This window comes from Lentimicrobium saccharophilum, assembly GCF_001192835.1.
GTDB lineage: Bacteria > Bacteroidota > Bacteroidia > Bacteroidales > Lentimicrobiaceae > Lentimicrobium > Lentimicrobium saccharophilum.
Window position 1 is genome coordinate 530,514 of sequence record NZ_DF968182.1, and the last position, 24,600, is coordinate 555,113.

The 24,600-nt window shown below is 47.0% G+C and carries 20 protein-coding genes; 8 read left to right on the forward strand and 12 right to left on the reverse strand.

Features of this window, described 5'->3' with window-relative positions; translation table 11 throughout:
* Positions 1–5 precede the first annotated feature (5 nt).
* Both rfbA and TBC1_RS01840 read right to left on the reverse strand, forming a co-directional pair.
* The gene (gene rfbA, locus TBC1_RS01835; RefSeq protein ID WP_062037671.1) at positions 6–863 is read right to left on the reverse strand and encodes a glucose-1-phosphate thymidylyltransferase RfbA; all 858 of its coding nucleotides are present in this window, start codon (positions 861–863) and stop codon (positions 6–8) included.
* Positions 864–877: 14 nt separating this feature from the next.
* Positions 878–3,301, reverse strand: coding sequence for an efflux RND transporter permease subunit (locus tag TBC1_RS01840; RefSeq protein ID WP_062037674.1), 2,424 nt, complete (start codon positions 3,299–3,301; stop codon positions 878–880).
* Positions 3,302–3,518: 217 nt separating this feature from the next.
* On the opposite strand from TBC1_RS01840, the gene TBC1_RS01845 reads away from it, so the two are divergent.
* Positions 3,519–4,466 carry an NAD(P)-dependent oxidoreductase gene (locus TBC1_RS01845; RefSeq protein ID WP_062042651.1) on the forward strand — a complete coding sequence of 316 codons (948 nt, stop codon included), beginning with the start codon at positions 3,519–3,521 and terminating at the stop codon, positions 4,464–4,466.
* A 779-nt stretch (positions 4,467–5,245) separates the two neighbouring features.
* Positions 5,246–6,973, forward strand: a complete 1,728-nt coding sequence (lysS, locus tag TBC1_RS01850; RefSeq protein WP_062037677.1) for a lysine--tRNA ligase — start codon at positions 5,246–5,248, stop codon at positions 6,971–6,973.
* Between the two features lie 24 nt (positions 6,974–6,997).
* Here the strand turns inward: lysS and TBC1_RS01855 are convergent, their stop codons facing one another.
* Complete coding sequence (locus TBC1_RS01855; protein ID WP_062037680.1) at positions 6,998–8,146, reverse strand: DUF6051 family protein; 1,149 nt, start codon at positions 8,144–8,146, stop codon at positions 6,998–7,000.
* Positions 8,147–8,434: 288 nt separating this feature from the next.
* On the opposite strand from TBC1_RS01855, the gene tal reads away from it, so the two are divergent.
* The 4 genes from tal (at position 8,435) to TBC1_RS01875 (ending at position 14,359) form a co-directional block, all read left to right on the forward strand.
* Positions 8,435–9,397, forward strand: a complete 963-nt coding sequence (gene tal, locus TBC1_RS01860; RefSeq protein WP_062037683.1) for a transaldolase — start codon at positions 8,435–8,437, stop codon at positions 9,395–9,397.
* Between the two features lie 111 nt (positions 9,398–9,508).
* On the forward strand, positions 9,509–10,432 hold the full coding sequence (locus tag TBC1_RS01865; RefSeq protein ID WP_062037686.1) for a PfkB family carbohydrate kinase: 924 nt from the start codon (positions 9,509–9,511) through the stop codon (positions 10,430–10,432).
* A gap of 159 nt (positions 10,433–10,591) precedes the next feature.
* Positions 10,592–12,727, forward strand: coding sequence for an elongation factor G (locus tag TBC1_RS01870; protein WP_062037689.1), 2,136 nt, complete (start codon positions 10,592–10,594; stop codon positions 12,725–12,727).
* 192 nt (positions 12,728–12,919) lie between these two features.
* The gene (locus TBC1_RS01875; protein ID WP_062037691.1) at positions 12,920–14,359 is read left to right on the forward strand and encodes a glycoside hydrolase family 30 protein; all 1,440 of its coding nucleotides are present in this window, start codon (positions 12,920–12,922) and stop codon (positions 14,357–14,359) included.
* An 86-nt stretch (positions 14,360–14,445) separates the two neighbouring features.
* Here TBC1_RS01875 and TBC1_RS01880 read toward each other — a convergent pair whose 3' ends face one another.
* The 8 genes from TBC1_RS01880 to TBC1_RS01910 all read right to left on the reverse strand — a co-directional run bounded on the left by TBC1_RS01880 (position 14,446) and on the right by TBC1_RS01910 (position 22,898).
* Complete coding sequence (locus tag TBC1_RS01880) at positions 14,446–15,543, reverse strand: alkene reductase (RefSeq protein ID WP_062037694.1); 1,098 nt, start codon at positions 15,541–15,543, stop codon at positions 14,446–14,448.
* A gap of 348 nt (positions 15,544–15,891) precedes the next feature.
* Entirely contained in the window at positions 15,892–16,449 is a 558-nt protein-coding gene (locus tag TBC1_RS01885; protein WP_062037697.1) for an REP-associated tyrosine transposase, read from the reverse strand.
* Between the two features lie 372 nt (positions 16,450–16,821).
* Positions 16,822–17,379: an REP-associated tyrosine transposase gene (locus TBC1_RS01890; RefSeq protein WP_062037700.1), complete on the reverse strand. Its 558-nt coding sequence runs from the start codon at positions 17,377–17,379 to the stop codon at positions 16,822–16,824.
* A 415-nt stretch (positions 17,380–17,794) separates the two neighbouring features.
* Positions 17,795–18,475, reverse strand: coding sequence for a thiolase C-terminal domain-containing protein (locus TBC1_RS18210; RefSeq protein WP_262490423.1), 681 nt, complete (start codon positions 18,473–18,475; stop codon positions 17,795–17,797).
* Entirely contained in the window at positions 18,400–19,035 is a 636-nt protein-coding gene (locus TBC1_RS18140) for a hypothetical protein (RefSeq protein WP_236695628.1), read from the reverse strand. Before TBC1_RS18140 ends, TBC1_RS18210 begins: the two co-directional genes overlap by 76 nt.
* A 16-nt stretch (positions 19,036–19,051) precedes the next feature.
* Positions 19,052–20,389 (reverse strand): 3-hydroxyacyl-CoA dehydrogenase family protein, encoded by a 1,338-nt coding sequence (locus TBC1_RS01900; protein ID WP_062037703.1) that lies wholly within the window; start codon positions 20,387–20,389, stop codon positions 19,052–19,054.
* 90 nt (positions 20,390–20,479) lie between these two features.
* Positions 20,480–21,247, reverse strand: coding sequence for an enoyl-CoA hydratase-related protein (locus TBC1_RS01905; protein ID WP_062037706.1), 768 nt, complete (start codon positions 21,245–21,247; stop codon positions 20,480–20,482).
* A gap of 241 nt (positions 21,248–21,488) precedes the next feature.
* The gene (locus tag TBC1_RS01910; RefSeq protein WP_062037709.1) at positions 21,489–22,898 is read right to left on the reverse strand and encodes a T9SS type A sorting domain-containing protein; all 1,410 of its coding nucleotides are present in this window, start codon (positions 22,896–22,898) and stop codon (positions 21,489–21,491) included.
* A gap of 175 nt (positions 22,899–23,073) precedes the next feature.
* Here TBC1_RS01910 and TBC1_RS01915 point away from each other — a divergent pair, with 175 nt between their 5' ends.
* The gene (locus TBC1_RS01915; protein WP_062037712.1) at positions 23,074–23,439 is read left to right on the forward strand and encodes an ISAon1 family transposase N-terminal region protein; all 366 of its coding nucleotides are present in this window, start codon (positions 23,074–23,076) and stop codon (positions 23,437–23,439) included.
* A 28-nt stretch (positions 23,440–23,467) separates the two neighbouring features.
* On the forward strand, positions 23,468–24,403 hold the full coding sequence (locus TBC1_RS01920; RefSeq protein ID WP_296296203.1) for an ISAon1 family transposase: 936 nt from the start codon (positions 23,468–23,470) through the stop codon (positions 24,401–24,403).
* On the opposite strand, the gene TBC1_RS01925 is transcribed toward TBC1_RS01920, so the two are convergent.
* Complete coding sequence (locus TBC1_RS01925; protein WP_062037719.1) at positions 24,400–24,579, reverse strand: hypothetical protein; 180 nt, start codon at positions 24,577–24,579, stop codon at positions 24,400–24,402. The genes TBC1_RS01920 and TBC1_RS01925 overlap by 4 nt on opposite strands.
* Between the last annotated feature and the right edge of the window lie 21 nt (positions 24,580–24,600).

The window sequence follows — 24,600 nt, forward strand, 5'->3', positions numbered from 1 at the left end:
TTTGTTCAGGGAATCCTCATCAGGTAATCGCCATATCCGCTTTTCAGCAATGGCTGGGCGATTGCCTGTAACTGGCTTCTGTTGATGTAACCCATCCTGTAGGCCACTTCCTCAATGCAACCGATTTTGAGCCCCTGCCGGGTTTCTATCACTTCCACAAACTGTGAAGCCTGAAGCAGTGAACTGAAGGTGCCCGTATCGAGCCAGGCAGTGCCGCGGCTCATCACTTTTACCCTGAGTCTGCCTTGTTCCAGATAGTACCGGTTAACATCGGTAATTTCATATTCACCCCTGGCACCTGGTCTGATGCCCGCGGCTACTTCAACAACACTGTTGTCGTAAAAGTAAAGCCCGGGTACCGCGTAATTCGACCGGGGTTTCTTTGGCTTCTCCTCAATGGAAACGGCAGTTCCCGAGGCGTCGAATTCAACAACGCCGTACCGCTCAGGATCTGCCACATGGTAGGCGAATACAATGCCTCCTTCGGGTTGCCGGCACTCGTTAAGCAGGTTCTGCAATCCGGAGCTGTAGAAAATATTATCCCCCAGGATCAGCGCCGCATCGTCTTTACCGATAAATGGCGCCCCGATCACAAAAGCCTGGGCCAGGCCGTTTGGCTCGTGCTGAACGGCATAACTGAAGCTGCAGCCCAGTGAACGTCCGTCGCCCAGCAACTTTTCGAAGTTGGGAAGGTCGTGGGGCGTTGAAATAATAAGTATTTCATTGATACCAGCCATCATCAGTACCGACAGCGGATAATAGATCATGGGCTTGTCGTAAACCGGCATTAGCTGCTTGCTGACTGCCAGTGTGAGGGGGTGAAGCCGTGTGCCTGAGCCGCCGGCCAGTATGATGCCTTTCATATTCGTCTGATATTTTACTTATCGGTCAATGCAATTTCTTCTACTTCTTTTCTTTCCTCTGCAGGGAGATCATCACCGTTTACTTCCGTTTCCTCATTCTCTTCGAAAAGCTCAATAAGGGGCTCTTCAAATTTGCGGGTAGTCAACCACTGGTCGAGCGAAAGCAACAGAGAAGGCAGCAGCAAAAGGTTTGAAAACAATGCAACCAACAGGGTGAAGGATATAAGAAAGCCCATTGACTGGGTACCGCCAAAGGTTGAAATGGTGAAAACGGCAAATCCGAGAAACAAAACAATGGATGAGTAAACCATACTGAAGCCGGTTTCACGAAGCGCCGAAAATACCGATAGCCGGATATCCCAGTTATTGTGTTTGAGTGCCAGGCGGTATCTTGACAGAAAATGGATCGCATTATCCACCGAGATTCCCAGTGCAATGCTGAAAATCAGAATGGTGGAAGGCTTGATGGAAATGGCCAGGAACCCCATCAGCGCGGCAGTCATCAACTGGGGAAGCAGGTTGGGGACCATAGATACCGCAACCATTTTGAAAGAGGTGAAAAGCAGTCCAAGCAATATTCCGATTGCAATAACGGCCAGTATCAGGCTGGTTAATAGGTTGTTTACAAGATAATCCGTTCCTTTCAGAAAGACAATGCTTGTGCCTGTCAGTTCAACGGTGTATTTATCCGGGTCGAAGATTGAGTCAATGCTTGGTTGAAGATCATCCTTAATGCGCTGGATATCGCGGGTGCCGATGTTGGCCATTTGCACGCTGATGCGGGTCTTGCTCAGGGTGGTATCAACAAATGAATTGAGGATGGTGCGCTTCCCGGCCTTCATCGATGGCAGATACTGCATGATGAAATTGCGCTCCTGGCTGTTCGGAATGCTGTACATTCCCGGATCGCCGTTATAAAATGCCTGTTTCGAGTATTTTACCAGCTCGGCCACCGAAAGGGGTTTCGCAAACTCTGGATATTTGGCAAGGGAGTCCTGTAATTCGCTGATTTTTTGAATGGTTGACATTTGCATCACCCCCCTGGGTTTCCTTGTGTCGATGGCAATTTCAAACGGCAGTATGCCTTTGAATTCTTCTTCGAAGAACAGCAGGTCAACATACATAGGGTGGCCGTGAGGAATATCATCCACGACATTTCCGGTAGTTTTCAGTCTGGAAATACCAAAAACAGCCAGGATCACACCGGCTATAGACGTCAGGTAAATTGCCCGGCGGTGGTTTTGAACCAGAAAAACCACTTTTTCGATCAGGGAAGTGGTGTATTTGTTGTCAAGGTGCTTGATATGTCTGAGTTGCGGCGGGGCGAGATAGCTGTAAAGGATGGGAATCAGAAAGATGGAAAGCACAAAGACCACCATGATATTGATGGCGGCGACCACCCCAAATTCAACCAGCAGTTTATTGCCGGTAATGATAAAGGCGGCAAAGCCGGTAGCTGTGGTAAGATTGGTCAGGAATGTCGCATTGCCCGTTCTGACCACAACCCTGGAAAGTGCCTTCACTTTGTTGCCATGCCCCCTGAACTCGTGATGATATTTGTTGAGCAGGAAAATACAGTTTTCTACCCCGATAATGATCAGCAGCGGCGGAATTATCCCTGTGAGGATGGTGATCTCGTAGCCGAGTATACCAAGGGTGCCCATCGACCATACTACACTGATGAGAACGATGAGCATCGGAAATAGCACCGCTTTGAATGACCTGAAGAATAAAAACAGCACCAGGGACGCGATCAGCAGCGACAAAAGGGTAAACATCAGCAATTCCCGCTGAACCATTTTCATGGTTTTGGTGCGGATATATGGCATCCCCGAAAAGTGAACCTGAATATCATGCTTGCTGCTGAATACCGCTACCTCATCCTCAATGTCACGGACCAGGCTGATCCTGCTTTTGTTGTTCAGCCTTTCTTTGTCGAGGGTGAGCATCATCAGGGTGGCGTTGGTTTCCTTGTTGATGATCAGTCCATCATAGAACGGAAGATTAAAAATTAAGGTTCTCAGACTGTCAAGCTCTGCCTGTGTCTGAGGTTTTTGCTGAAAAACAGGTTTAAAATCAAATTTTCTTGTGGAATCGTTCTTTTCCAGTGTATATAATTTTCCTATCGACAAGACTTCCTGCACCCCGTCGACTTTGCGGAGGCGTTCGGTAAGATCGTACCAATCGTTGAATTCTTCGAGGGTAAACAATTTCTCGTCTTTGATTCCGATAAATAAAACCGCTCCATCCTGCCCGAATGTTTCCTTAAATTTCTGGTAAACTACGGTGGTGGTGTCGGTGTCGGGCAACATCTGGGCCATTTCATAGGAAAGATGCACATTGATGGCCTTATAACCCATGAAAGCCGTAATCAGGATGATGGCAATCAGGTTACCCAGGCGGTTACGGAGAATAAATCGGACAAGGAAATTCCACATGCGGTAAAGTAATCAAAAAGGGGTATTATGTAATTCAATATCAGCGAAATAAACGATTTGGTTGTTCCTTACTTCGCCTGGCAAAAATACGACATTCGCCCGAAAAGCCCCTGTTTTTCAATGTAAAAACGATTATTTTCGGTCAAAAGAAGGTTAATTTGTGTTAAAATGGTGAATTCACGGCAGAGTAGTACCTTTGCAGCATCTGAGCAACGTTATGGAGAAAAGGGTTTTATTTATCGATACCACCCATCCCTTGCTGGGGCAGGAACTTGAAAGGCTGGGATTTCAATGTGCACATTACGGTGGCAACAGCCGGCAGGAAATTCTTGACATGTTGTCCGGTTTCGAAGGGGTAATAATCCGCAGCAAGATCCGGTTAGACAGGGAGGTTCTTGAGCAGGCAGGTAACCTGCGGTTTATAGCCAGGGTAGGAGCAGGCATGGAGAATATCGACGGGGATTATGCGCTTTCGAAAGGGATTGCCTGCCTGAACGCCCCGGAGGGCAACCGCGATGCGGTGGGTGAACATGCTGCCGGCATGTTGCTTGCACTGTTGAATCACCTCTGCAGGGTGAACCTCGAGGTAAGAAATGGCCTGTGGATCCGCGAAGGCAACCGGGGAACGGAAATCCAGGGAAAAACCGTGGCCATCATCGGCTACGGAAATATGGGGAGCGCTTTTGCTGAAAAACTAAGCGGTTTTGGCGCTAGGGTCATCGCTTACGACAAATATAAAAAGAATTTTAGCAATCAGTTTGTCAGGGAAGTGACCATGGAAGAGGTATTTGCCACCACTGACATCCTTAGCCTGCATGTGCCGCTAACCGGTGAAACCCGGCAGATGGTCAATAAAACATATTTGGATTCATTTGTCAGGCCGCTGATTGTGATCAACACCGCCCGCGGACAATGCATAAATACTGCCGCACTGATGGATGCCATTGATTCCGGTAAGGTTGCCGGAGCGGCACTTGATGTCCTGGAATATGAAAAGCTTTCATTCGAAAACCTGGATTCAGCAGGTCTGCCTGAAGATTTCAGGCGGCTGATCAAAAGCGATAAAGTGATACTTTCGCCGCACATTGCAGGATGGACGCATGAATCCAACGAAAAGATGGCCCGCGTGCTGATTGAGAAAATCAGGAATTTATACGGAATATAACAGGACTATTTCTTTACATTCAGCGGGGCGTAGCACAACTTGTTTTAATCCGGAGTCAGGCCGCCCGGCCTGCTGAACCGTTTTCGTCCATCACCTGATTCGCCGGGTAGTTCATTAAATGATGTGTGATTATTTTTTTTGCCACAGAAGCACGATCCCGATCGCCATCGGGACTCAGAAGAACACCAAATTATTGTAAGAAAAGAGATGCTGAATACTTGTAAAAAATCTGATGACTTACTTGAGCATACTTGGGCAAATAATCTCAAAACTAATGCCGTTCAGATCAAGTCCACTTTAAGTTGGTGTAATGTCGTGTAAAACATTATGTTAAATCTGAATTTACTGTTGCATTTATCTCACTGATAACCCAATTCTCAAAGAGAAAATTCAATCATTATCCATGCTTTAAGCAGGATTGATATTTGCTATTGAAATTTTAGCCTGACAATGTGATTTATTTTCATCCTTTCTTCGTTGCTTTATTTTATGATTGAAGCAAATCATAAATGCTTTTACTTATACGCCGGGTCCGCTTTTTTATAACGCAATGCAACAATTACAATCAGCTATTCAGTTTTTCAGGTTTTCAAAACTCAGATAATATTTCTTTTGTGTGTTTTTGTGCTTTAGTGTTTTGGTGGCTTCTTTTAATTGCCAAAGCCGATATATTATTTCCAGCACATCAGATAAGGATATACCCGATTCGCCGCCGCCTGAGGATACTGACACCATTTTTTACGAAACAAAAAACGCTATCTTTGCAAAAATTTTCACGTATGTATCAGGAACTCAGCGAACAGGAAGCAATCCGGAGAGAATCGCTAAAAGAACTCGGAAAACTTGGCATCAATCCCTATCCGGCCGAAGCGTTCAATGTAAATATTTCCACTGCTGAAATTCTTAAAAATTTCCCCGGTGACAATACCCTTTATCAGGATATAAGCATCGCAGGTCGCATCATGACCCGGCGCATCATGGGCGCCGCTTCATTTGTGGACCTGCAGGACGCAAGCGGGCGCATTCAGCTTTACATCAAGCGCGATGAAATCTGCGAAGGCGAGGACAAGACCCTATACAATACCGTTTTCAAACGGCTGCTCGATATCGGCGATATCATCGGGGTAACCGGCTTTGTATTTATTACGCAGATGGGCGAGATCTCCATTCATGTGAAGTCGCTGAAGCTGCTCAGCAAGTCGCTGCGGGTGCTGCCGGTGGTAAAGGAAAAGGACGACCAGGTATTCGATGCTTTCAGCGATCCGGAAGCCCGGTACCGTCAGCGTTACGTTGACCTGATTGTGAATCCGGAGGTACGTGATATTTTTGTTAAGCGCAGCCGGATCATCAATACCATGCGCTCATTTTTCAACGGTAAGGGATACCTGGAGGTGGAAACGCCCATTCTTCAACCTATCCCCGGAGGCGCTGCTGCCCGGCCTTTCATCACTCACCATAATGCGCTGGATATGCCACTTTACCTGCGTATTGCCAACGAACTGTATCTTAAGAAACTAATAGTCGGCGGTTTTGACGGGGTTTATGAATTTGCGAAAGACTTCCGCAACGAGGGCATGGACCGCACGCACAATCCTGAGTTTACCGTGCTCGAAATTTATGTGGCCTACAAGGATTACTTCTGGATGATGGATTTTACCGAGGAGATGCTGGAGCAGGTTGCCCTGAGCCTTCACGGGAAGACCAGCGTCCTGGTCGGGGAGAGAGAAATCGATTTCAAACGTCCTTTCCGCAGGCTCACCATGACCGATGCCATAAAGGAGTATGCAGGTGTGGATATCACCGGTAAAACTGAAGATGAACTGAGGCAGATATGCCGGACCCTGAATATCGAGACCACGCCGGCCATGGGTAAAGGAAAGCTGATTGATGCCATTTTCGGGGAAAAGTGTGAGGAACATCTGGTACAGCCTACATTCATTATGGATTACCCCATTGAGATGTCGCCCCTGTGCAAGCGTCACCGGACAAATCCTGAACTCACCGAACGTTTTGAGCTTTTTGTCAACGGTAAAGAGTTGTGCAACGCTTATTCAGAGCTGAATGATCCCGTCGATCAGCTGGATCGCTTCCAGGAGCAGCTGAAACTATCGCAGAAAGGCGACGACGAAGCCATGTTTATTGATATGGACTTTGTGCGTGCCCTTGAATATGGGATGCCTACCTGCTCAGGGATGGGTATCGGGATTGACAGGCTGACCATGTTTATGACCAACCAGCCCTCGATTCAGGATGTTCTGTTTTTTCCCCAGATGCGCCCCGAGAAAAAGGTTATTCCCGCCGGGGATACCGATGAGGCTTTTATTGAAGCGGGCGTTCCGGCTGCATGGGTCCCTGCACTCCGGAAATATGGATTTAAGACTGTTGCTGACCTGAAAGCGGCCAACCCCAACAAACTACTGAACGACCTCGGCGGACTGCGTAAAAAGTTGAAACTGGATATACCGGCCTTAAAGCTTGAAGAGATTCAGGCATGGGTGGAAGTTTAATGTCCATGCCGGCAGTCGTGTTCCTTATCTGAGAAATGCCGCAGCTTCGGCGAAAACCTTTTCAAAGCATTGATTGACGCCTGTTTTTTCCTCCGATAGCGGAAAGGGATTTTCATGGGTATATTCAAACGGGAAATCCATGGTTTTCATGTTCCCGGATAGCATCATTTCCGATATTCCTGCCGGTGGTATCACCCTGTCTTTCTTGAGTGCGATCGTGCTGATCCGTGAATGCATTTTTTCAAAGCGGTCATTACGCCATTGGCTCAGGCGCCCGGCATCGATCATGGCATTGAAAGCTTTTGTTGCCTGGTTTTCTTTGATCTGTGAGAGGGGGGAGTCTGTGCTGTTAAGCTCCTTTTCAAATTGCCTGAGGTAGAAAAACCTCAGTCCGGAGAAGGCCTCCTCATCCATGATCAGCTTTGAAACCCCGTTCATGCGGTTAAACGGAGCTCCACCGCAGAACATCATCAGGCGGGTATCCTTCAGAAATGTTTCTCCATAAGCCAGTATCATAATCTGCGCAAGAAATGCGCCGATTGAATACGCAAAAAAATCAATGCCGGTTCCTTTTGCAAAAAGGGGATGATTGCCTGATTGAATTGAACTGATCAGTTTCTCCAGGTCCAGTGCACTCTGTCTGCCTGAAGTAAAAAATCGCAGGGGCTGCCTGCTAAGTCTCAGGCTGAGGGCAAGGTTCACGAAAGTGGAAGATTGGTTGCGCCGGTTGCGCAGACGGGTCTGTGGCAGCAGGGACGACATCAGCCTGGGATTGCTCCATTCGGCCGGTGAACGGTTTATGTGGAATGAGATGGGGAAAAGGATCACCGGTCGCTCCAGGCCCCTGGCCAGCCTTTCTGCCCACGGATAGTACTTGACCCAGCTCCGCTCATTCAGCCCGTGCAGGAGAATTACTGCCCTGTTGCCTTTGTTTGATTCCGGAATAAATACAGGATAGGTAAACCTAGCATTTTCAGCGATCAAGCTGTCGTCGGAATTAATATTGCATAATCCGTTCGGTTCTGTTCTGATGGCAGGATATGCTTTGCCGGGTACGTCAGAAGTAAATTCAAATGACTGAAAACAAGCATCTGAGCCCGGTATATGCTGAATCTGATTTCCTGCTTTGAGCAAAGATTTCAGGGTTTGATATGTTTCTGTATAGTGAACCATTATTGAGTATTGCCCTGCAAAGGAACATCAGCCTCTGCTGCCCCGCAATTAAAAGGGATTTGGATCAGGTTTATGGGATATTTTATGATATACAGGGGCAAAACGTAGCATTTTGGGGTGAAATTTGCTGGCAGGCAGGTGTGTTTCAGCAGCTCGGCCGGGTATTTCCAGCCTGTTTATGACCGGCAGGCCAAAAGGTGGTCCGGAATATTCATGGTACTTACTTTTGCCTGAACGTTTTATGGTCAGGCCAATCTTCTTATCTTTGCATTCTTAAAATTCAATTGAATGAATGCCCTTGAACAACTGAAACAATATACCCGGGTAGTAGCCGATACAGGCGATTTTGAATCCATAGAATCCTACCGGCCGGTGGATGCCACTACCAATCCGTCGCTGATTTATGCGGCTGCACGTGAGGATAAATACCGCCATCTGGCTGCCATGGCAGCGGCTGACGCCAAGTCGCTTTCCGGTGATCCGGCTTTGCAGCTTTCCTTATGTCTCGACAGGGTGGCAGTGTACTTTGGTCTCGAAATTCTGAAAATCGTTCCCGGAAGGGTAAGCACCGAGGTGGATGCCCGCCTTTCGTTCGATACCGAAAGAACCATTGAAAAAGCGCGTGAACTGATCAGGTTGTATGAGCAGGCAGGGATCAGCCGTGAACGGATTTTAATAAAGATCGCAGCTACCTGGGAAGGAATCCGTGCAGCGGAGGTGCTTGAAAAAGAGGGCATACATTGTAACCTGACCTTGTTGTTTTCAAAAATTCAGGCCATCGCCTGTGCAGAGGCCGGGGTAAAACTGATTTCACCTTTTGTCGGCAGAATCCTTGACTGGTATAAAAAGGAGAAAGGATTTGCATCTGCGGTCCCGGAGGAGGATCCCGGTGTTATTTCGGTAACCGAAATATTCAATTACTATAAAAGGTTTGGCTATGCTACCGAGGTAATGGGTGCAAGTTTCAGGAACAAAGGAGAAATTATCGCCCTTGCAGGATGTGACCTGCTGACAATTGCACCTGCATTGCTGAATGAACTGGAGTCGTCCCACGAAGCAGTAAGCCTCAGGCTGGATGCAGGGAAAGCGATGGAGATGCTTTTGGATAAAATTGTTCCGGATGAGAAAACTTTCCGCTGGCTGATGAATGAGGATGCCATGGCCACCGAAAAACTTGCCGAAGGGATCCGTAAGTTTACCCAGGATCTGCTTAAACTTGAGGATTTTCTGAAAAAGGAATTCCTTATCTGAGGGCTTCTTCCTCATCCGGCTCCGGAATCCCGAACCGGCAAATCACCGGTCGGGAAGGAATAATCATTTTTGAAATTCACTTCTGTTAAATTTATTTCATTTTTCTTAATTATGAGTCTTGTTGTTGTAGGCACCGTTGCCTTTGATGCCATTGAAACCCCGTTCGGAAAGACCGATAAGATACTGGGAGGCGCCGCCACATTTATCGGCCTTGCAGCCGGGAAACTGGAAGTTAAAACCAAAATCGTTTCAGTGGTCGGCGGTGACTTTCCGCAGGAGCACATCGATCTGCTTAATCGCCAGGGAGTTGATACGTCAGGCATCAAAGTGATTCCCGAAGGAAAGACCTTTTTCTGGTCAGGCAGGTACCACAACGACATGAATGCCCGCGATACGCTGGTGACAGAACTGAACGTGCTGGCCGACTTTGATCCGGTGCTGCCCGAGTCATATAAAGATTGTACTTTTCTTATGCTGGGAAACCTGACGCCTCAGATTCAGAAAAGGGTGATCGAACAGCTGCCCGTTCGTCCGAAACTGATCGTTATGGACACCATGAACTTCTGGATGAACACCGCATGGGATGATCTGATGGAGGTGATCGGCATGGTGGATGTACTTACCATCAACGATGAAGAGGCCCGTCAGCTTTCGGGGGAGTATTCCCTGATCAGGGCAGCACGGAAAATCATCGGGTTGGGGCCGAAATTCCTGGTAATCAAGAAAGGTGAGCACGGCGCACTGCTGTTCAACAAGGACAGCGTATTCTTTGCCCCGGCGTTGCCGCTCGAAGAGGTTTTTGATCCCACAGGAGCCGGGGATACCTTTGCCGGCGGCTTTATCGGTTTCCTGGCTAAAACCGGCGATATCTCCTTCGAAAATATGAAACGTGCCATTATCTTCGGTTCCGCCATGGCTTCCTTCACCGTTGAGAAGTTTGGTACGGAAGGACTGCAGGCGCTCAGCAATGGTGAGCTGAACGAAAGGATCAGGATCTTTTCCGAGATGGTTCAGTTTGATATCGAGCTCGACTGAAAGCTCCGGGCAGTTGCATCTGCAGATACAGAAGGTATGCTGAGTACATAACTGCCGGTATGTTCCGGCAATTTTACGTTAACGTTTTGTTATTGTGCAGATTTTTATAACTTTGTCGCCCTTTCAGAATCGGATTAATCATCATAACTTGCTAAAAACATGAAGGTTTACAAAACAAACGAATTAAGGAATATTGTGCTCATCGGGGGTGCCAAAACCGGTAAAACTACTTTGTCGGAATCCATATTGTTTGAGTGCGGCGTTATCAACAGACGCGGTTCAATCGAAGATAAAAATACAGTATCGGATTATCGTGAAATTGAGCTGGAACGTCAGAACTCAGTTTCATCAACCGTGCTTTATGCTGAACATAAAGGCCATAAGATCAATATCATTGATGCACCCGGTTTTGACGATTTTATCGGCGAAGTTGTTGCGGGCCTGCATGTAGCTGATACCGCATTCATGGTTATCAACGGGCAGAACGGTGTTGAAGTAGGTACTGAAATTAACTGGAGGCAGACCAAAGCCATTCATGCACCGGTTGTTTTCCTTGTAAATCACCTTGAGCATGAGAAATCAAGTTTTGAAGAGAGCCTGCGTCAGCTGAAAACGCAGTTCGGCGCCAGCGTTACTCCGTTTCAGTATCCCGTAAACGAAGGACACAGCTTCAATGCCATCATAGATGTACTTCAGCAGAAAATGTTCAAATATCCCGCCACGGGCGGTAAAGCTGAAGTGCTTGATATTCCTGCCGACCAGAAGGATAAGGCCGAAGAAATGCTGAACAGCCTTATTGAAACGGCTGCAGAGAATGATGAAGCCCTGATGGAATCCTTCTTTGAGAACGGAACACTTACCCCTGAAGAGCTGGCAAAAGGACTGAAGCTGGGAATCATGAACCGGGGAATGTTTCCGGTGTTATGTATTGCAGCCAAGCCCAATTACGGGGTGGATGCACTGCTCGATTTCATCGTAAGTTACATCCCGGCGCCCAACGAAATGCCCGGCCGCAATACCAAAGAGGGAAAGGCCCTTAATTTCAACCCGGCCGATCCCGCATCTGCCCTTATTTTTAAAACATCCGTTGAAGAGCACCTTGGTGAAATTTCATTCTTCAAAGTTTTCTCCGGCGAAATTACCGAAGCCATGGACATGGTAAATGGTGTGAACAGTTCGAAGGAACGCATTTCACAGATGTTTGCCGTTGCCGGTAAAAAACGTGAGAAACTTGAGAAAGTAGTTGCCGGAGATATCGCTGCCGCCATTAAGCTGAAGAATGTCCGCACCAATCATACGCTTAACAGTCCCAAGACCAGTGGTGACGTAATTGAGCCGATTGAGTTTCCTGCTCCCAAGATCACCATGGCCATCAAAGCCAAAAATACTTCTGACGACGAAAAACTGGGCGCGGCGCTTACCGAACTGCAGAAAGTTGACCCCACCATCACAGTGGAGTACTCAAAAGAACTGAAGCAGATTATTATGCGCGGTCAGGGGGAACTTCATCTGAACATCGCCAAATGGCACCTGGAAAATATCGAAAAGATTCAGATTGAATACTACGCGCCAAAGATTCCTTACCGTGAAACCATCACCAAGCCGGCCAAAGCCATGTACCGTCACAAAAAGCAGTCCGGGGGTTCAGGACAGTTCGGTGAAGTGCATATGCTGATCCAGCCCTGGAGTGAAGGGATGGCCAATCAGACGGAATTCCCCATCCGCGGCACAGAAACTTACGATCTTTCATGGGGTGGTAAACTGGTGTTTAACAACTGTATCGTTGGCGGATCTATAGATGCCAGGTTTATGCCGGCAATTCTGAAAGGAATTATGGAGAAAATTGAAGAAGGCCCGCTGACCGGATCTTATGCCCGTGACATCGTGGTGAATATTTATGATGGTAAAATGCACCCGGTTGATTCCAACGAGCTTGCATTCAAACTTGCCGGACGTAATGCATTCAAAGAAGCCTTTAAAAATGCAGGTCCCAAGATTCTCGAGCCGATTTATGATGTAGAAGTAATGGTTCCCGGCGACCGCATGGGCGATATCATGACCGACCTGCAGGGCCGTCGTGCGATCATCATGGGTATGGACAGCGAAGGAAACTACCAGATCGTGAAGGCTAAAGTGCCCCTGGCAGAAATGAACCGCTATTCCACCGCCCTCAGTTCGCTCACCAGCGGCAGCGGTACCTACTCCCTGAAATTTGCCGAGTACTCAATGGTGCCCGGCGATGTTCAGACTGCACTGCTCAAAGCTTACGAAGAACAGGAGAAAGAAGAAGAATAACCGCTCTTCCCCTGATACGTTTAAAACCCGGGCCTGTTCCGGGTTTTTTTATGCCTGGATTCTGCCGGAGTATAAATTTGCGCCGTTTTCTGATTCAATACAATCAAATAATTATCTTTGTAATGTTTAGTTTGTGTAAAACGTACACTAACTTGTAAAAATCAGTAAATCAATTATAAAAAATGGATAACCATGAAAAAAGTTATTTCTTTAATCCTTCTGCTGGCCTTCGCCAATTTGCTGGTTCAGGCCCAGTCTGATAAATCCTTGCCGGGAAAGGTCAGCATCTACACAACCGCCATGGATACCGATCTTCGCCTCACCCCAACGGGCAGCAGCGAATTTGCCGATTTTGGCCAGCCACTCGAAACCCAGATCTGCGTTTTTGTGGATCCGGAAAAGACTTTTCAGACCTTCCTCGGTATAGGCGGAGCCATCACGGATGCAAGCGCTGAAACCTTCTACAAGCTTCCCGAAAGCAGGCAGAAAGAGATTTTGAGCGCCTATTTCAGCCGTGATAAGGGAATCGGGTATTCACTTATCCGCACGAATATCCATAGTTGCGATTTTTCAAGTTACAGTTATACTTATGTAAAGGATAACGACAAAGAACTGAACAGTTTCTCCATCGACCACGATAAAAAATACCGTATTCCGATGATTAAGGCTGCGATGCAGGAAGCCGGCGGTGAGGTTACTTTTTATGCCAGTCCCTGGAGCCCTCCGGCCTGGATGAAGGATAACAACAATATGTTGCGTGGAGGTAAGCTTAAAAAGGAGTTTTACCAGGCCTGGGCTGATTATTTTGTAAGGTTCATCAAAAGTTATGAGCAGGAAGGTATCCCGGTTTGGGGTGTTACCATACAGAATGAACCCATGGCTACCCAAAAGTGGGAAAGCTGCATTTTTACCGCTGAAGAAGAACGTGATTTCCTCAAATACAACCTCGGCCCGACCATGCATAAAGCCGGATTGGGGGATAAAAAAATCGTGATGTGGGACCATAACCGCGACCTGGTCTATCAACGCGCCTCAACCTATTTCAGCGATCCGGATGTGGATAAATATGCCTGGGGCATTGGTTTCCACTGGTATGAGGACTGGAGCGGGGGAGTGCCGGTGTTCGAAAATATCCGCAGGGTGCAGGAAGCTTTTCCGGATAAGCACATGTTGTTTACAGAAGGCTGTGCCGAAAGCTTTGATGCCAATCGTTACGAAGCCTGGGTGCTCGGCGAAGAGTACGGCAGGTCAATGATCCATGATTTCAATAACGGCACCGTGGGCTGGACCGACTGGAATATACTGCTCGATGAAACCGGAGGCCCCAATCATGTCGGGAACTTCTGCTTTGCCCCGGTTCATGCGATTACCGGCACCGGCGAAGTAATCTACACGAATTCTTATTATTACATCGGCCACTTTTCAAAATTTATCCATCCCGGAGCCAGGCGCATCATTGCCTCTCCCAGCCGCAGCCAGCTAATCAGCACCGCGTTTAAAAATCCCGACGGGTCAACAGTGGTGGTTGTTATGAATGAAACCGAAAAGGCAGCCGATTATTATCTCTGGATTGACGGAAAAGCGGCACCACTGACCAGTCTCCCCAGGTCGATCATGACCCTGGTATTCTGATTGCCGGAGTATTTTTCAAAACAATAATACCGGATGTGTTATCGAATCCATGACACATCCGGTATATAATTTCTGCGCTTCCATGTTTACCTGCCGGAAAGCGCTCCGTTCAATGTCGGGTAATCAATATAGCCTTCCGGTCCACGGGTGTAAAACGTATCCTTGTCCGGTTCGTTCAGTGGGGCATTCAGCGCAATTCTGTTCGGGAGGTCGGGGTTTGAAATAAACAACCTCCCAAAGGCAACCAGATCGGCGTAACCGGCATCAACGGCTGCTATTGCAGTTTCAGGATTGTAATTCCCGGCTGTAATTAATGTTCCTGAAAAGTATTTCCTGAAATATGCGGCAACCTGCCTGATCATGTGCGGATGCCCGTCGAGTGGCAGCATCGGCTCAACCAGGTGAAGATATGCCAGCTTCCGTTTATCCAGTGCTGAAATCAGGTAGCCGAACAATCCCGCCGGATCGGGGTCATCCATACCATACCGGATATTTGAGGGTGAAAGCCTGATGCCGGTCCGTTCTCTGCCGATTTCGGCGCATATTGCATCGGTTACTTCCAGGGTGAACCGGCAACGGTTTTCGATGCTGCCACCGTAAGTATCTGTCCTGATATTCGAGGAGGAATGCATAAACTGGTCAGGCAGGTAGGAGTTGGCGGCATGAATTTCCACCCCGTCGAATCCGGCAAGCATGGCATTGCGGGCGGCTTTGCGGTAATCATCTACAATCCCGGGAATTTCGTCAAGTCTTAGCGGGCGGGCAACTTCCATTGCTTTCTTACCTTGCGGGGTGGTAATGTAATCGCCTCCCGACAAGGCTGAAGCCGATACCGGCAAGGCATTGTCAGGCTGCAGCAAAGAATGTGAAACGCGACCCACATGCCACAGTTGAAGGAAGATCAGGCCGCCGTTATCATGCACGGCGGCGGTCACTTTTCTCCAGCCTTCGACTTGCTCAGGGGTATGGATTCCCGGGGTGTTCAAATAACCAACACCTTGTGGTGAAATCTGACTGGCTTCAGCGATAATTAACCCTGCAGAGGCCCTTTGTGCATAATAAAGTGCGTTCATTTCAACAGGCACGCCACCTTCACCGGCACGGCGCCGGGTCAGCGGAGCCATCACAATGCGGTTTTTAAGGGTGAGATTCCTGAGTTTAAGGGGTTGAAGTAATGAATTCATCGTTTCTATAGGGGTTGTGTAACCATAAACTAAATTTCCGGCACAAAGTTGCAGAGGAAAGCTGGTTTTCTTCCCGTGTTGGTACGCGTCAGAAGGTAAGACGCGCACCAACACGGGAACCATTAACAGTATGCGCGCATCTTATTTTCTGACGCGTGCCCCAGCCACAAGCAAAAGATATACCTGCCATCAAAAAAGCAGTATGCGCGCGTCTTATTTTCTGACGCGTGCCCCAGCCCCAAACAAGAGTTATACCTGCCACCAAAAAGCAGTATGCGCGCGTCTTATTTTCTGACGCGTGCACCAACCTCAAATTGATCCGGGTCGTAACGAGAATGTTGTTAACTGTTATATTGTCTCTAATTCAATACTTTGAATAATTATTTCCAAAGGTGCGCTCAATTCAGCATAGTTTCTGGCTGAACTATAATAGTAATCTTCCGGCAACTCAACTATTCCAGCCTTAACAGGATTCAGATGGATGTAATTCAACTTTTGAAAGAAGAATTTATTCGAGTATATCATTTCCGGATGATAACCATCTTGCCATACTTTCAGATATTTATTTCGTCTGACATCTGATGCTGCTTTTTTAAAAGCCTCAATCAAGTTTGAATTCACAGTATCGTATTTCAGAACCCTGATCATTTCACTGGATGTGAATTTTTTCAGATCTCTCATGACTGGTCCGGGACCTCTCCCCACAGCCCGTATTATCATGTGTAAATGGGTAGGCATTATGCAATAGGCAAACAATTCAAGACCTTTATTATCCATGCAATACCGGATAGAATTTACAATGATATCAGCATATACGGAAGACCGGAACAATGGCATCCATTCAATGATGGAAAATGTTACAAAATATGGCAATTCAGGATCAATAGCTTTGTATTTCTCTGACATAAGCCGGATTTTTTTACAGACTGATCAATCGATAATTAAGATAAAAGCCAATATTTGGTATCAATAAAGATAAAGAAATTGATTTTATTGAGTAACATGATGAGTGTTGGTACGCGTCAGAAGATAAGACGCGCACCAACACGGGAACCATTAACAGTATGCGCGCGTCTTATTTTCTGACGCGTGCAAACTGCCTTAATAAATCCACACTGAACCAATAACAGTTTGCACAGGTCTTATCTTCTGACTCATGCCCCAGCCACAAACTAGAATTATACCTGCCATCAAAAACGCAGTATGCGCGCGTCTTATTTTCTGACGCGTGCACCAACCTCAAACCGATCCGGGGCGCAGCAGGAATATCGTTAACTGTTATAGTGTCTCTAATTCAATACTTTGAATAATTATTTCCAAAGGTGCGCTCAATTCGGCATAGTTTCTGGCTGAACTATAATAGTAATCTTCCGGCAGCTCAACAATTCCACCCTTTACAGGATTCATATGGATGTAATTCAGCTTTTGAAAGAAGAATTTATTCGAGTATATCATTTCCGGATGATAACCATCTTGCCATACTTTCAGATATTTATTTCGTCTGATATCTGATGCTGCTTTTTTAAAAGCCACAATCATGTTTAAATTCTCAGTATCGTATTTCAGAGCTCTGGTTATTTCACTGGATGTGAATTTTTTCAGATCTCTCATTATTGGTCCGGGCCCTTTCCCCACAGCCCGTATTATCATGTGTAAATGGGTAGGCATTATGCAATAGGCAAACAATTCAAGACCTTTATTATCCATGCAATACCGGATAGAATTTACAATGATATCAGCATAATCAGAAGACCGGAACAATGGCATCCATTCAATGATGGAAAATGTTACAAAATATGGCAATTCAGGATCAATAGCTTTATATTTCTCTGACATAAGCCGGATTTTTTTACAGACTGATCAATCGATAATTAAGATAAAAGCCAATATTTGGTATCAATAAAGATAAAGAAATTGATTTTATTGAGTAACATGATGAGTGTTGGTACGCGTCAGAAGATAAGACGCGCACCAACACTGGGGGTTGTGTATCCATAAGCTAAATTTCCGGCACAAAGTTGCAGAGAAAGACTGGTTTTTGATGTTGGTACGCGTCAGAAGATAAGACGCGCACCAACACTGGGGGTTGTGTATCCATAAACTAAATTTCCGGCACAAAGTTGCTGAGGAAGACTGGTTTTTGATGTTGGTACGCGTCAGAAGACTAAGATGCGCACCAACTTGGTAGTTCTATGCTTTTCAAAATAAAAGTCCGGCGCTGCGGGGCACCGGACCAGATTTATGGTTTCAGTTAAACAGTCTTTTTATAAACGATAGCGACCACGGTGCGGTCGTCACCGCCCATATTGATGGTGAGTCCGTAAGGTTTTTCCGTCGGTATGCTGATCTGGGCTGCACCGGCCTTACCGGTTAGTTGTTCCCAGATGGTAACAGCCTGATGCACGCCGGTGGCCCCGGTGGGATGCCCCCAGCCGATCAGTCCGCCGGTGGTGTTGAAAGGAATCTTCCCGTCGCGGGCGGTATGCCCTTCCAGCACAAAGTCTGCCCCCTTACCCTGAGGGGCCAGGCCAATGGCTTCCACCCCGAGAATTCCGGCAATGGTAAAGCAGTCATGGGTTTCCACGGTAGCCAGGTCGCCGGCCGTTATTCCTGCCGATTCCAGGGCAATTTTTACGGCATGGGCAACGGTATCCAGCCTTGCCGGATCGGCAGGCAGGGCGGTCAGGTCGTCGGCAGCATGGCCGATGCCTAATATTTCAACGGCATCTTTTGGTGCAACACCGCAGCGCTTCAGTCCTTCTTCCGTTACAATGGCGATGGCAGAAGCGCCATCGGAAACCTTGGAGCAGTCAAATACATTCAGATGGTCGGTAAAACTCCTGGGATTCGGTTCCGTTAAAGCCAGCGCTTCCAGGTCTGCGGTTTTGTTTTCATATTCCTGGGCGGTAGGGCAGAGGCGGGCATTTTCAATGGCATTGCGGTACCAGCGGGCAAAAGCCTTACGGGATTTCTCCCTGCCATATTTCTCAAAATAGGCCCCGGCCCGGTCGCTGAACTGTCCGGGAAGAAATAGGCATGGCCTTCCTTCCTCCGCTGAAACCACCCGGCTCCCGCAAGAATGTCGGCTCCGTAAATGGCTTTCACGGTATTCTGAACTTCAACACCAAGGGCCAGTACAACTTCGGCTGAACCCGAAAGGGCCGATTTGATACCGGTCACCAGAGCCAGACCACCTGAAGCACAGGCGCCCTCAACACGTGTGGATGGTTTCAATCGTAATTGCGGATCTATCATTCCTAAAAAGGCGCCAAGATGTGCCTGTTTGTTGAACCGGGAAGCCATGAAATTACCGACAACCCCCTCGTCAACATTCCCGGCTCCGCCTATCTGCTGAAGCGCTCCAAGTCCTGCTTCCTTCAGATAATGTTCTAATCCGGGACGTTCCTTTTTCGGGTTGAATTCTCTTCTTCCGGTTCCCATCGAAATGGTATTGTAACCGGCAATCATAAATATCTTCTTACTGGGTTTCATCCGTTTGATCGTTTATCTATACAACAAAATCATTGATGGGGCCATAGGCATGGAAAAATCCGGTCAGTAATACCGTATTTACATCTCCGGCCGTTGCTGCTACCCCGTTGCTCACCAACTTCATCCCAATCTCACGGGATTTGCGGGCATATTGAAGAGCCATCGAAGCGCCTATGGTACCCATGGTTTTATAATCGTTGAAAGCCCTGGCTGCAATGGCTTCTTTATCCGGAGCCTTCACAAGGTTTTTCCAGGCCGGGGCAGATCCGGGTAAAGCGCCAAGCATGCCATCAACCTTACTGTCAAAGCCGGAAACAGGGATGTAATCTCCCTTGTCGGGACTGAAGACCGCAACAGGCCTGCCTTTATCATATTTCAGGAAGCCATCTTTCTGACTGCCATCTGCATACTGGCCTCCTTTAACACCGAGGTCAAACAGCCGGTCGAGCAGCGGACTGTGAAGGTCTTCTTCTCTCATGTATGGATTCATTACATTCATGATGAACCGGACTACATCCACGCCCACGTAATCGATCAGTTGAAAGATTCCCAACGGGCGCATCAGGAAATCCTGGCTGACCCTGTTGATTGCATATATGGCTTCGTGCAGGGGCATTCCCTTGGCCAGTTCCGTTGCCTGTTCAATACCATAAAGTGCATCACGCATAAAATGGCCGTTGCCGATAAAACCGGCAATATCGTTGGAGGGAACGACAATTTTTCGCATGTTTTTTGCGAGTTGCAGGGCAAATTGTTTCATTTCACCGCTGTTGGAGTCTATAGTGATCAGCTCAACCAGTTTCTGCACGGCAGGGGGATTGTAGAAGTGAAATCCAAGAATTCTTCCCCCGAGTTCAGCTTCCATATTAAGGCCTCCGATGGGCACGGAGGAGGTATTGGTAAAAAACCATGGCTGATTCGGGTTATTTTCGTTGATTTGCCTGAAGAGCCTGGTTTTAAGTCCCGCGTTTTCGCTGACGGCTTCAAAGATCAGGGTACTGTCGTAAGCAGCTTCAATGCGGGTTCCGGGCCTGATAATCCCCATCACATCATCAATATAGGCTTCGATGATTTCACTGTTCTCGATCAGCTCCATTCTGCCGGCATAGAGCTTCCGCAACTGCACCGTTTTTTTCTCGGCAGCTTTCAGCACCTGCGCCCTGATGTACTTCATCAGTCCCGGTAACGCGGAGGAAGTTACGTCCACGGCATTTACCACGAAGTGCTTATCCCTGTTTCCGGGTTTCAGCATCTCATCGGCCACTTCAAGGGCCGACAGCAGCAGAATACCACTGCCCATTTTGCCGGCAGCGCCAAGCACGGTTACATTCGATAGTCTTTCTGTGTATTCCATATTTATATGTATTCGGGTTTTCAGGTTCAGTGCGAATCAGCATCCTGCTGTCCGGATTTCCCCGGAGCAGCGGTGAATGGTTTGCGGTGATCACCAGTTGGGTTTTCTTTTTTCCAGGAAGGCAGTCATACCTTCTTTGCCTTCATTGCCAAAGGGATCTCCAAAATGATTTTGTTCCAGTTTTTCAGCATCGTGAAAACTCATTTCAAGCCCTTTACGGGTTACTTCTTTTACCAGTTTAACTGCCAGCGGGCCTTTTGAGGCAATCAGGACGGCCAGCCTTTTCGCTTCATCCAGTAACTCTTCAGGTTGTGCGATTTTCTGTACAAGACGCATACGCAGGGCGGTTTCCGCATCTATCACTTCTCCGGTTGTAAGCAGGTAGAGTGCATCCGCGAGGTTGGTTAATCTGGGTAGTCGCTGTGTACCGGCATAGCCTGGTATCAGGCCCAGGTTGACTTCCGGTTGCCCGAAGCGGGCATTTGCCGATGCAATGCGGAAATCGCAGGCCATGGCCAGCTCCATGCCTCCTCCAAGCGCAAAACCATTGATGGCTGCAATAACCGGGAACGGCAGATCGCCCAGGCGGTTAAAAACTTTTTGCCCTACGGCTGAAAAAGCCCGGGCTTCTTCCGGCGATTTACCAACCATTTCAGCAATATCGGCGCCGGCCACAAAGGCTTTACCTTCACCGGTGATGATTAATGCCCGTATACCCGGATCAGCAGCAATGGTAGTAATAAAATGATCCATCTCTTCAAAAAACCTGGTATTGAGGGCATTAAGGGCGGATGGCCTGCTGATGGTAAGCAAAACCACTGTGCCTTCGGTTGAAGGCTTCAGGATTGTATATTCCATTGAAAATGATTGTTGAACCTTATATTGGTTTTAAACAGCATTCCTCCGGAAAGGTTTAAATTTCTGAATCAAAACAATATTTGCAGGCTGGCATTGCTGAGGCGGTTCATCACAATATTTTGCACATTTTGAGATCCTGCATAATAATTGCAGACCATCGCGCCGCTTTATGTGGCATGACTTCCGGGCATAAAAAAAAAGCTCCCGTGGTGGGAGCTTTTGCGTTATACCTGTTAAAGGTTTAGTTCTTGACAAGTTTTTGTACGTACCTGTGTCCGTTTTCACCAACAAAGGTCACGAAATACATACCGTTGCCCAGTGCAGAGGTATTGATGGAAGTTCTGCCATTGCTGTTGAGGCTGTAGGTGCCAACCAGTTGACCAAGCATGGAGGTAATGGTTACTTCCTTAACCTTGGCCGAACTGTTGATTACAAGCTCATTGCTAACCGGGTTGGGGTACATTTTAATCTGCTCTGCCAGCGGATTCTGGGGAACGCTGAGCAGGCCGTCAACACCCCATTTATAGGTAACATTCATATTGCCTGCATACTGCAGGTTACGGTCGCCGCCCGGAGCGGGGTCACCGTTGCCCCAGCCTGCGCCCTTGAAAAATTTAAAAGGATAGAGTCCGTCGGGCAGATACATGGTAATAGAATAAATACCATCGCTGTCCGGGTCAGTCATCTCGTTGTTGGGGTTTGTACCCGGCTCGTTCCATGTGCCGTATATACCACCGAAAGCGCCGGCAATATACATAGGTATACCGGTCATATCACCGGTCCCGTTCATGTCAACATTGATGGTGAGGGACGGAGGAGTCATGGGGTTCGGGTCATTGTTGAGAATGATATCGTCGAAATAGATGACGATATCTTCAGTCAGGCCAACGGGATCTGCAAAGTCAGGCATGAAAACAATGGTAGGATAGGTACTTGTTTTTTCCGAAAAATCAAATACATAATCTACCCATACATTGGTTTCAGTCTGCTCATTGGTTGAAGCAACCTCGAGGGTACCGGCCGCACCGGCTTCAATTTTAAATTTCACCGGGCTGACACGGGGTTTCCATGCTTTTACGTGCATAAATTTGTTTTCGGTCACATCCACCTGGGTAGCCGAATAGAAACCACCCCAGGGAACTCCGTCCATATCGCGGTCGAACTTGATTACATAATCGCTGAGGTTTACACCGGATTTGTCAGGATTCGGCACGAGGGTAAATTTGCTGAGGTCCTCGGCACCGCCGGTCATGATGTTCAATGGGATATGCTCAAAATCTTCCATAATCTGAACGGGGGCACTGCCGGGAGTAGGGTCATTGTTTACATAGAGGTCATCAAAGTAAATTTCAATGTCACCTACAAGAGTAAGAGGATCTTCAAAATCAGGGATGAGAACTATTTTCACATATTCCCCGCTTACCATGCTCATGTCAAATACAAACTCTTCCCATTGTCCGGTCAGGGTTTGCGGATTAATCGGATTGACATCCCCTGAATTCAGATCACTGCGTTCATATTTGAAAACAATCGGACTGATTCTCGGTTTCCAGATTTTGATGTGTACATACTTGTTGGCAGTAACATCAACCGGAGTGCTGAGCGTCGCATACCAGCCTGCCCATGGTTGTCCGTCACCACCGCGAACCATCTTTCCAACGTTATAGCTGGTATTGATCCCGGATTGGTCGGGGTTTGCGGATCATGCACAAAAGTTGTGGAGCAAAGAGTTAATAGAGATCTTTGCAGAAACTAATTTTGGATCATGCACAAAAGTTGTGGAGCAAAGAGTTAATAGAGATCTTTGCAGAAACTAATTTTTTGCCATGGACGACTCTTTCAAGGTGCTTTTAAAACTTATCTTACCAGATTCTGTAGAAGATTATTTTGAATTAACCCATCATAAAAAAGAAGGTGAGAACCTTCATATTTATCTCAAAGAGTTGAACACCAAACCCGATGAGTATCGAGGCAATAAGCTTATTTCCAAAGGTTTTTTCGATGAAGTGACTATCCAGGATTTTCCTATCAGGGGATATAATGTATTTCTTCATATAACACGACGACGCTGGCTCAATGAAGACACAGGCAAAGTAGTTTTCAGAGACTGGGATCTTGTAGCTAAGGGGACGCGAATCACAAAGGATTTTGCTGCTTTTTTAAAAGAAATCGGCCGATACCCAGGCTCATAGCATTCAAACCATAGGGTCGTTTTATGGAGTGCCAGGCAAGAAGTTGCAACGTTATTATCGCAACAAATTGAGCGATTTCAGTCAATGGGAACACTGCAAAGATGCAAGTAAGGGTTTGATCTTTCCAGAGAATCTGGGGCCATATCTTTCGATTGACGAAACCTCCTTATCTCAGGGTGAACTTTATACCATCATCACCAATAAATCAGCCAAAGGCAAGAAAGGTGCACTGGTAGCTATTCTGGAAGGCACCAACTCCGAAACAATCATTCCGTTGCTGTCTCAACTTCCGGCAAAAGAACGCAATAAGGTGATTGAGGTTACCTTGGATTTGGCCGGGAACATGAATCTTATCGTGCGAAAGTGTTTCCCCAAAGCGACTATTGTTATTGACAGATTCCATGTCCAGCAATTAGCAACAGAAGCCCTTCAGGAAATACGCATTAAACACCGGTGGGAAGCATTGGATCAGGAGAATGACGCTATTGAGAAAGCAAAAATGTACAAACAGATATTTATTCCAGAAGTGTTACCCAACGGAGATACCCTTAAGCAACTTCTTGCCAGAAGCAGATACTTGCTTTATAAAAGTGAGCAGAACTGGACCCAACAACAGGCTGATAGAGCGGCAATACTATTTGAACGCTTCCCTGATATCAAATTGGCCTATGAATTAACCCAAAGCTTATCAAGAATATACACTTCCACAACTGAGAAAATCTATGCATATACCAGACTCGCTAAATGGCATGAAAAGGTCGAAAAAGCAGGATTTAAAGCCTTTAACACGATCTCCAAGACAATAATGAATCATTATAGGAAAATCCTCAACTACTTCGATAACCGAAGCACCAATGCAAGTGCTGAATCTTTTAATGCTAAGATTAAAGCTTTCAGACAACAATATAGAGGTGTAAGTGATGTTAATTTTTTCCTCTTTCGGTTATCTAAACTCTATGCCTAATTTGATTTAATCCACAGGTTTTGATCTTGATCCGGGTTTGCAACCACAGAAACCGAACCATTGGCTCCTGCGTCAAATACATTCATCTTCAAACTCTCAAAGTTCTCAACGACCTGAGCCATCGAGAATCCTGCGAAGGTGAACAGTAAAACAAATAAAAGGGTAAATTTTCTCATAGTTGTTTGGTTTTGGTTAGT